Source organism: Kitasatospora sp. NPDC001660, assembly GCF_053596725.1.
The window spans coordinates 1-10,523 of record NZ_JBSFGU010000096.1 but is presented as its reverse complement, the minus strand read 5'-3'; the positions used below and the strand labels follow the sequence as shown (position 1 = coordinate 10,523).

General features: G+C 76.5%; 1 protein-coding gene. It reads left to right on the top strand.

Features of this window, described 5'->3' with window-relative positions:
- On the top strand, window positions 1–10,523 hold a 10,523-nt coding region (locus ACWCXH_RS38925; protein WP_449806250.1), incomplete at both ends, for an amino acid adenylation domain-containing protein.

The window sequence follows — 10,523 nt, the reverse complement described above, 5'->3', positions numbered from 1 at the left end:
AGGCCCAGTCGGCGGGCCCGGACGCGCCGCTCGCGGAGCTGGACCCGGCCGTGCACACCGCCGCGACCGCCCGACACCTGTCACTGACCCTGCCGTCGGACGTCACCGCCGCCCTGCTCACCGACACCGTCGTGCGCTTCCGCGCCACCGTCAACGACGTGCTGCTCACCGCGTTCGCCCTCGCCGTCGACGCGTGGCGCCCCGGCCAGGGGACGGGTGTGCTCGTCGACCTGGAGGGCCACGGCCGCGAGAACGTCGTCGAGCACGCCGACACCACGCGCACGGCCGGCTGGTTCACCAGCATGTTCCCCGTCCGCCTCGACCCCGGCGCCCCCGGCGACCCCGCCCGCGCCCTCAAGGCCGTCAAGGAGCAGCTGCACGCCCTGCCGGACAACGGCATCGGCTACGGCCTCCTCCGGTACTCGGCGGCCGGCGCCGCGCTCGCCGAACTCCCACGACCACAGCTCGGGTTCAACTACCTCGGCCGCTTCGCCGCCGCCGGGGACAGCACCGACTGGGCGCTGTGCACCGACGCCGACCTCGGCGACGGCCGCGACCCGCGGATGCCGCTCGCCCACGCGATCGACCTCAACGCGGCGACCCTCGACACCGCCGACGGCCCGCAGCTCACCGCCGACTGGTCCTGGCCCGACGGCCTGTTCACCGAGGAGCGGATCCGCGAACTCGCCGAGGCCTGGTTCACCGCCCTGCGCGCCCTCGCGGCGACCACCGGCGGCGGCCTGACCCCGTCCGACGTCCGCCCGCTGCTCGCCGTCACCCAGGAGCAGATCGACCGCCTGGAAGCCGACCACGGCCCCCTCGCCGACCTCCTCCCGCTCTCCCCGCTCCAGCAGGGCCTGTACTTCCACGCCACCTACGACACCGAGGGCCAGGACGTCTACACCGTCCAACTCGCCCTCGACATCGAAGGCCCGCTGGACGTCCCCGCCCTGCGCGCCGCCGCCGGGGCGCTGCTCGCCCGGCACGGCACGCTGCGCGCCGCGTTCCGCCAGGACGGCTTCGAGACGCCGCTCCAGGTGATCCCGGCCGCCGTCGAACTCCCCTGGCGCGAGCTGGACTTCACCGACCGCCCGGAGGACCTCGCCGCGTGGACGGCCGAGGACCGCGCCGAGCGCTTCGACCCGGCGCGGGCCCCGCTGATGCGCTTCGCCGTGCTGCGCACCGGCGCCGGGCGGCACCGCCTGGTGCTCACCAACCACCACATCCTGCTCGACGGCTGGTCGATGCCCGTCCTGGTCAAGGAACTGTTCGCGCTCTACCGGGGCGAGGGCGCGAGCCTGCCCCGGGTCACCCCGCACCGCGACTACCTGAGCTGGCTGGACGGCCAGGACCGGGCCGTCGCCGAGGCCGCCTGGCGGCAGGTGCTGGACGGCCTGGCCGAGCCCACCCTGGTCGCCCCGGCGGACCGGGACGGCGGCACCGGCACGCCCGACCGCGTCACCACCGAGCTGCCGGCCGAGCTCACCGCCCGCCTCACCACCCTGAGCCGGGCCCGCGGCACCACCCTCAACACGCTGCTCCAGGCCGCCTGGGCACTGGTCGTCGGCCAGCTCACCGGCCGCGCGGACGTGGTCTTCGGCGGCACCGTCTCGGGCCGCCCCCCGCAGGTCGCCGGCATCGAGTCGATGATCGGCCTGTTCATCAACACCCTGCCGGTGCGGGTCGCCCTCGACCCGGCCGAGACCCTGGGCGCCCTGCTGCACCGGCTCCAGGACCAGCAGGCCGCCCTGCTGGACCACCAGTACCTCGGCCTGACCGACCTCCAGCACGCCACCGGCCTCGGCGAACTCTTCGACACCCTCGTGGTGTTCGAGAACTACCCGCTCGACGCCGACGTGCTGGACTTCGGCCGGGACTTGCGCGTCACCGGCCTGGAGGGCCACGACGCGACCCACTACCCGCTGATCCTCACCGCCGTGCCCGGCGAGCGGCTCCAGCTGCGCCTGGACCACCGCACCGGCGCGTTCGACACCGCCGCCGCGACCGCCCTGCTGGAGCGCGTGGTCGGCGTCCTGGCCGCCGCCCCCGAGCTGCTGGACGCGCCCGTCGGCCGGATCCCGCTGCTCGCCGCCGAGGAGCGGGAGCGGCTGCTGCACGGCCTGGTCGGCACCCCGCGCACCCCGGGCGCGGCCGTGCCCGTGCTCTCCCGGCTCTTCGCCGAGCTGGCCGGCTGGGCGCCGGCCGCCGAGGCCGTGGTCGCGGAGACCGGCAGCCTCTCGTACGGCGAACTCGACGCCCGGGCCAACCGCCTGGCGCACAAGCTGCTCGCCGCCGGGGTCCGCCCCGAGGACCGGGTCGCGCTGCTGATGGAGCGCTCGCCCGAGCTGGTCGCCGCGATCCTCGGCGTGCTCAAGGCCGGCGGCGCGTACGTGCCGCTCGACCCGCGCTTCCCGGCCGCCCGGATGCGGCACATCCTGGCCGAGACCGGCGCCGCGGTCCTGATCGCCGACGCGGCCGGCGACGCGGCCGGGTTCGGCCTCGACGAGGACGTCGAGCTGACCGTCCTGGAGGCCGCCGCGGCGCTCGCCGAGGGCCCCACCCACGACCCCGGGGTGGACGTCCGGCCGGACCAGCTCGCCTACGTGATGTTCACCTCCGGCTCCACCGGCCTGCCCAAGGGCGTCGGCGTCACCCACCGCGACGTCGTGGCGCTCGCCGAGGACCGCCGCTTCGAGTCCGGCCACGAGCGGGTGCTGCTGCACTCGCCGACCGCCTTCGACGCCTCCACCTACGAGCTGTGGGTGCCGCTGCTCGGCGGCGGCCAGGTCGTCGTGGCCCCGGCCGGGGACCTCGACGCGGTCCGGCTGCGCGAGACCGTCACCCGGCACGGCGTCACCGCGCTGTGGCTGACGGCCGGCCTGTTCCGGCTGATCGCCGAGGACGGCCCCGGCTGCCTGGCCCGGGTCGGCCAGGTGTGGACCGGCGGCGACGTCGTGCCCGCCGCGGCCGTGCGCCGCGTCCTGGAGGCCTGCCCCGGCCTGACCGTGGTCGACGGCTACGGCCCGACCGAGACCACCACCTTCGCCACCACCCACCGGATCGGCTCCGCCGCCGAGGTGCCGGCCGCCATTCCGATCGGCCGCCCGCTGGACGGCATGCGGGCGTACGTCCTGGACGCGGCCCTGCGGCCGGTCCCGCGGGGCGTGGCCGGCGAGCTGTACCTGGCCGGCGACGGCCTGGCCCGCGGCTACCTCGGCCGCCCCGGCCTGACCGCCGAGCGCTTCACCGCCGACCCGTACGGCCCGCCCGGCGCCCGGATGTACCGCACCGGCGACCTCGTGCGCCGGAACGCGGCGGACGCGCTCGACTACCTCGGCCGCACCGACGACCAGGTCAAGGTGCGCGGCTTCCGGATCGAGCTCGGCGAGATCGAGGCCGTGCTCGCGGGGCACCCCGCCGTCGCCCAGGCCGCCGCGATGGTCCGCGAGGACACCCCCGGCGACCAGCGGCTCGTCGCCTACCTGGTGGCCGCGCCCGGCGCCCGGATCGAGCCCGCCGAGCTGCGCGCGCACGCCGCCGACGGCCTGCCCGGCTTCATGGTGCCCTCCGCCTACGTCGCCCTGGAGACGCTGCCGCTGACCGGCAACGGCAAGGTGGACCGCCGCGCACTGCCCGCGCCCGCGCTCACCGCCTCGGCCGGCCGCGCCCCGCGCACCCCGCAGGAGGAGATCCTGGCCGGGCTGTTCGCCGGGATCCTCGGACTGCCCGCGGTCTCCGTCGACGACAGCTTCTTCGACCTCGGCGGGCACTCGCTGCTCGCCACCCGCCTGGTCAGCCGGATCCGCCCGGTGTTCGGCGTGGAGCTGGCCGTCCGCACCCTCTTCGAGGCGCCGACGGTGGCCGCGCTCGCCGAGCGGATCGCCGACGCCGGGCACGCCCGCGCCGCGCTCACCGCCCGACCACGCCCGGAGGAGATCCCGCTCTCCCCCGCCCAGCGCCGGCTCTGGTTCCTCAACCGCTTCGAGGGCGCCACCGCCTCCTACAACCTGCCGCTCGCGCTGCGGCTGGAGGGCGAGCTCGACCGGGCCGCGCTGACCGCCGCGCTCGGCGACGTCACCGACCGGCACGAGAGCCTGCGGACCGTCTTCCCCGAGTTCGACGGCCGCCCCCGCCAGTGGGTGCTGCCCGCCGGCACCTCCGCGCTCAGCCTGCCCGTCACAGAACCGGCCGACGGCGAGGGCGCGTTGGACGCGGCGCTGGCCGAGGCGGTGGCCGAGGGCTTCGACCTCACCACCCAGCCCCCGCTGCGCGCCCGGCTGTTCGAGGTCTCCGCCACCGAGCACGTGCTGCTCGTGGTGCTGCACCACATCGCCGGCGACGGCTGGTCGCTCGCCCCCTTCGCCCGCGACCTCGGCACCGCCTACGACGCCCGCCGGGCCGGCACCGCCCCCGCCTGGGAGCCGCTGCCCGTCCAGTACGCCGACTACACGCTCTGGCAGGCCGACGTGCTCGGCGACGAGGGCGACCAGGACAGCCCGCTGGCCCGGCAGGTCGAGCACTGGAAGCAGGCCCTCGCCGGACTGCCCGAGGAACTCGCGCTGCCCACCGACCGGTCCCGCCCGGCCGACGTCAGCTACCGCGGCGAGTCCGTCCCGCTGGCGCTGCCGGCCGAGGTGCACGAGCGGATCGCCGCCGTCGCCCGGGAGCACAACGCGAGCGTCTTCATGGTCGTCCAGGCCGCCGTCGCCGCCCTGCTGCACCGGCTCGGCGCCGGGGACGACATCCCGCTCGGCAGCGTGATCGCCGGGCGCACCGACGAGGCCCTCGACGAGCTGGTCGGCTTCTTCGTCAACACCCTGGTGCTGCGCACCGACCTGTCCGGCGACCCGACCTTCGCCGAACTCCTCGCCCGCGTCCGGGAGACCGACCTCGCCGCCTACGCCCACCAGGACGTGCCGTTCGAGCGGCTGGTCGAGGTACTCAACCCGGTCCGCTCGCTGGCCCGCCACCCGCTGTTCCAGGTGATGCTGGCCTTCCAGAACAACGCCGAGGCCACCCTCGACCTGGACGGGCTGCGCGCCACCGCGCTGCCGGTGCGCCTGTCGGCCGCCAAGTTCGACCTGCTGTTCTCGCTGGAGGAGACCTTCACCGCCGAGGGCGGCCCGGCCGGCCTGACCGGCGTCCTGGAGTACTCCGCCGACCTGTTCGACCGCGCCACCGCCGAGTCCCTCGGCGACCGGCTCGGCCGGCTGCTCGCGGCGGTCACCGCCGACCCGGAGCAGCCCGTCGCCGCCGTCGAGGTGCTCACCGAGGCCGAGCGCGCCCACGTGCTGGGCACCTGGAACGACACCGCCCGCCCGGTCGCCGAGGCCACCGTGCCGGAGCTGTTCCAGGCGCAGGCCGCCCGCACCCCGCAGGCCCCGGCCGTGCTGCACGCCGGCACCGAACTGGCCTACGGCGAGCTCAACGCCCGCGCCAACCGGCTCGCCCGGCTGCTGATCGCCGAGGGAGCGGGCCCGGAGCGCTTCGTCGCGCTGACCCTGCCGCGCACCGCCGACCTGGTCGTGGCGCTGCTCGCGGTGCTCAAGTCCGGCGCCGCCTACCTGCCGGTGGACCCCGGCTACCCGGCCGACCGGATCGCCTACATGCTCGACGACGCGCGGCCCGCGCTGGTGCTCACCAGCAGCGAGGCGGCCGGCGCACTGCCCGGGGGCGTCCCCGCGCTGCGGCTGGACGACCCGGCGGTGCGCGAGCGGCTCGCCGCCCTCCCGGACGGCGACGTCACCGACGCCGAGCGGCTGCGCCCGCTGGACGCGCGCCACCCCGCTTACGTCATCTACACCTCCGGCTCCACCGGCCGCCCCAAGGGCGTCGTGGTGGCCCACCGCAACGTCGCCGACCTCGCCGCCTGGGCGGCGGCCGACATCGGCCCCGAGCGGCTCTGCGACGTGCTCGCCGCGACCTCGCTCAACTTCGACGTCTCCGTCTTCGAGCTGTTCGGCCCGCTGCTGTCCGGCGGCCGGATCGAGCTGGTCCGCGACGTGCTCGCGCTGCTGGACGCGCCCGAGGGCCGGCACTACGGCCTGGTCAGCGCCGTCCCGTCCGCGCTCGCGCACACCCTCGGCCAGGCCGGCGCCCCGCGCTTCGGCGCCGACCTCGTGGTGCTGGCCGGCGAGGGCCTGTCCGCGCACACCGCGGCCGCGATCCGGGCCGCCGTGCCCGGCGCGCGCCTCGCCAACATCTACGGCCCCACCGAGGCCACCGTGTACGCCACCGCCTGGTACGGCGGCGACGGCGGCGACGGCTCTGCCGGGCGCACCCCGCCGATCGGCCGGCCCCGGCGCAACACCCGGGCGCTCGTCCTGGACGCCGGCCTGCGGCCGGTCCCGGTGGGCGTCGCGGGCGAGCTGTACCTGGCCGGCGAGGGCCTGGCCCGCGGCTACCTGAACCGCCCCGGCCTGACCGCCGAGCGCTTCGTCGCCGACCCGTACGGCCCGGCGGGCAGCCGGATGTACCGCACCGGCGACCTGGTGCGCTGGAACGCCGACGGCGAGATCGAGTACCTCGGCCGCACCGACTTCCAGGTCAAGGTGCGCGGCTTCCGGATCGAGCTCGGCGAGATCGAGGCCGTGCTCGCGGGGCACCCGGCGGTCGCCCAGGTGGCCGTCCTGGTCCGCGAGGACACCCCCGGGGACCAGAGGATCGTGGCCTACGTGGTGCCCGCCGCGGGCACCGAACCGCAGGCCGCCGAGCTGCGCGCGCACGTCGCCGCCGCGCTGCCCGAGTACATGGTCCCGTCCGCGTTCCTCACCCTCGCCGCGCTGCCGCTCAACCCGAACGGCAAGCTCGACCGGCGCGCCCTGCCCGCCCCCGACTTCGGGGCCGCGGCCGGGGCCGGGCGGGCCCCGCGCGACGAGCGCGAGGAGCAGCTGGCCGCGCTGTTCTCCGAGGTGCTCGGCGTGCGGCAGGTCTCGATCGACGACGGCTTCTTCGACCTCGGCGGGCACTCGCTGCTCGCCACCCGGGTGGTCAGCCGGGTGCGCACCCTGTTCGGCGTCGAGCTGCCGGTGCGCGCCCTGTTCGAGACGCCGACCGTCGCCGCCCTCGGCGAGCGGATCGGCGCCGCGGGCCGGGCCCGGCAGGCGCTCACCGCCCGGGTGCGCCCGGAGTCGGTGCCGCTGTCCGCCGCGCAGCGCCGGCTCTGGTTCCTCAACCGCTTCGAGCAGCGCACCGGCACCTACAACCTGCCGCTCGCCGTCCGCCTCACCGGCCCGCTCGACGCCGGCGCGCTGGCCGCCGCCCTCGGCGACCTCACCGCGCGGCACGAGAGCCTGCGGACCGTCTTCCCGGACACCGACGGCCGGCCGCGCCAGCAGGTGCTCGCCGCCGCCGAGGCCCGGCCGGTGCTGCACACCGCGCCGTACAGCGCCGACGCGCTCGCCGCGGCCGCCGCGCTGGACTTCGACCTCGCTGCCGAAGTGCCGCTGCGAGCCCACCTGTTCACGATCGACGAGCAGAGCGACGAGCAGAGTCACGTGCTGCTCGTGGTGATCCACCACATCGCCGGCGACGGCTGGTCGATGGCCCCCATCGCCCGCGACCTCGCCGCCGCCTACACGGCCCGACTGGACGGCCGCGCACCGGAGTTCACCCCGCTGCCGGTCCAGTACGCCGACTACACGCTCTGGCAGGCCGACGTGCTCGGCGACGAGAACGACCCGGCGAGCGAGCTCGCCCGCCAGACCGGCTACTGGCAGCGGACCCTGGCCCGGCTGCCCGAGGAGCTGGCCCTGCCCGCCGACCGGCCGCGCCCGGCCGAGCAGAGCTTCCGCGGCGACACCGTGCCGCTGCACCTGCCCGCCGACGCGCACGCCGCGCTCGCCGCGCTGGCCCGCGAGGCCAACGCCAGCGTCTTCATGGTCGTCCAGGCCGCCCTGGCCGCCCTGCTCGGCCGGCTCGGCGCGGGCGAGGACGTCCCGATCGGCTCGCCGATCGCCGGGCGCACCGACGAGGCCCTCGACGAGCTGGTCGGCTGCTTCGTCAACACCCTGGTGCTGCGCACCGACCTGGCCGGCGACCCGACCTTCCGCGAGCTGGTCGGACGGGTCCGGGAGACCGACCTCGCGGCCTACGCCCACCAGGACGTGCCGTTCGAGCGGCTGGTCGAACTGCTCAACCCGGAGCGCTCGCTGGCCCGCCACCCGCTGTTCCAGGTGATGCTCTCGCTGCAGAACAACGCGGCGGCCGAGCTCGCGCTGCCCGGCCTGACCGTCGAGCCGCACACGGCGACGGTGGACGGTGCCAAGTTCGACCTGTCCTTCCAGCTGGCCGAGGAGTTCACCGCCGACGGCACGCCGGCCGGCCTCACCGGCCGGATCGAGTACGCGACCGACCTGTTCGACCGGCGGACCGCGGCCGGCCTCGCCGAGCGCTTCGCCCGCGCCGTGACCGCCCTGGTCACCGCGCCGGACCGGGCGCTGTCCGAGCTCGACCTGCTCACCGCCGAGGAGCGCGAGCAGCTGCTCGTCACCTGGAACGACACCGCCCGCGAGGTGCCCGCCACCACGCTGCCCGCGCTGTTCGAGGCGCAGGCCGCCCGCACCCCCGGCGCCACCGCCCTGGTGGCCTCCGGCGAGCGGCTGACCTTCGCCGAACTCGACGCCCGCGCCAACCGGCTGGCCCGCCTGCTGGCCGGCCGGGGCATCGGCCCGGAGCGGTTCGTCGCCGTCGCCCTGCCGCGCACCGCCGACCTGGTCGTCGCGCTGCTCGCGGTGATGAAGGCCGGCGCCGGGTACGTCCCGGTGGACCCGGCGCTCCCGGCCGGGCGCATCGCCCAGCTGCTCCAGGACGCCGGCACCGCCGCCGTCATCACGGGCGACGGCGCCCGCGACGCGCTGCCCGCCGACCGCGGCGGCGAGCGGATCGACCTGACCTCCCCGGCCGTCGTCCACGAGCTGCGCGAGCTGGCCGGCACCCCGCTGGCCGACGCCGAGCGCACCGCCGCCCTGCGGCCCGCGCACCCGGCGTACGTCATCCACACCTCCGGCTCGACCGGCAAGCCCAAGGGCGTCGTCGTCCCGCACGCGGGCCTCGGCAACCTGTTCCACCACCACTTCACCGAGCTGTACGCGGCGGACATCGCCACCGCCGGCCGGCCGCTGCGCGCGGCGCTCACCGCCGCCGTGTCCTTCGACGCCTCCATGGACCCGCTGCTCTGGCTGGTCGCCGGCCACGAGCTGCACGTCGTGGACGACGACACCCGGCGCGAGCCGCAGGCGCTGATCGGGTACGTCCGGGAGCACCGGATCGACTTCCTGGAGCTCACCCCGTCCTACGCCGAGCAGCTCGTCGAGCACGGCCTGGTCCGGGACGAGACGGCCCGGCCGCGGATCCTCGCCCTCGGCGGCGAGGCCGTGAGCCCGGCCCTGTGGCAGGAGCTCGCCCGCACCCCGGGCGTCACCGGCTACAACCTGTACGGCCCGACCGAGGCCACCGTCGACAGCGCCACCAGCAGCACCGCCGACACCGACCGGCCGTTGGTCGGCCGCCCGGTGACGGGCGCCCGCGCCCTCGTCCTGGACGAGCGCCTGCGGCCCGTCCCGGCGGGCGTCGCGGGCGAGCTGTACCTGGCCGGCGAGGGCCTGGCCCGCGGCTACCTCGGCCGCGCCGACCTGACCGCCGAGCGCTTCGTCGCCGACCCCTACGGTCCGGTCGGCAGCCGGATGTACCGCACCGGCGACATCGTGCGCTGGACCCCGGACGGCCTGCTCGACTACCTCGGCCGCTCCGACGACCAGGTCAAGATCCGCGGCTTCCGGATCGAGCTCGGCGAGATCGAGACGGTCCTCGCCCGCTACGAGGGCGCGCTGCGCTCGGCCGTGGTCGTCCGCGAGGACCAGCCCGGCATCAAGCGCCTGGTGGCGTACGTCGTGCCGCGCGGCGGCGCCCTGGACGAGCCCGTGCTGCGCGCCCACCTGGCCGCCGCCCTGCCCGGGTACATGGTCCCGTCCGCCTTCGTGGCGCTCGACGAGCTGCCGCTGACCCCGAACGGCAAGCTCGACCGCCGGGCCCTGCCCGCGCCCGAGTACCGCGGCAGCGGCCGCGGGCGCCGGCCGCGCACGCCGGGCGAGGAGGTCCTGTGCGGGATCTTCCGCGACCTGCTGGGCGTGCCGGAGGTGTCCGTCGAGGACAGCTTCTTCGAGCTGGGCGGCGACAGCATCGTCTCCATCCAGCTGGTCAGCCGCGCCCGCAGGGCCGGGCTGGTGTTCACCGCCCGCGAGGTGTTCCAGCACCGCACCCCGGAGGCGCTGGCCGCCGTCGCCGGCACCGCCGCCGCTCTGCCGGCGGAGGAGCGCGAGGCCGCGTTCGGGCTCGTCCCGCAGACCCCGGTCCTCGGGTGGCTGCGCGAACTCGGCGGTCCCGTCGACGGGTTCAACCAGACGATGGTCGTGCGGACGCCCGCCGGCGCCACCTTCGAGCGCCTGGCCGACGCGCTCCAGACCGTGCTCGACCACCACGACGTGCTGCGCGCCCGCCTGGTCCGCGGTGCCGACGCCTGGAAC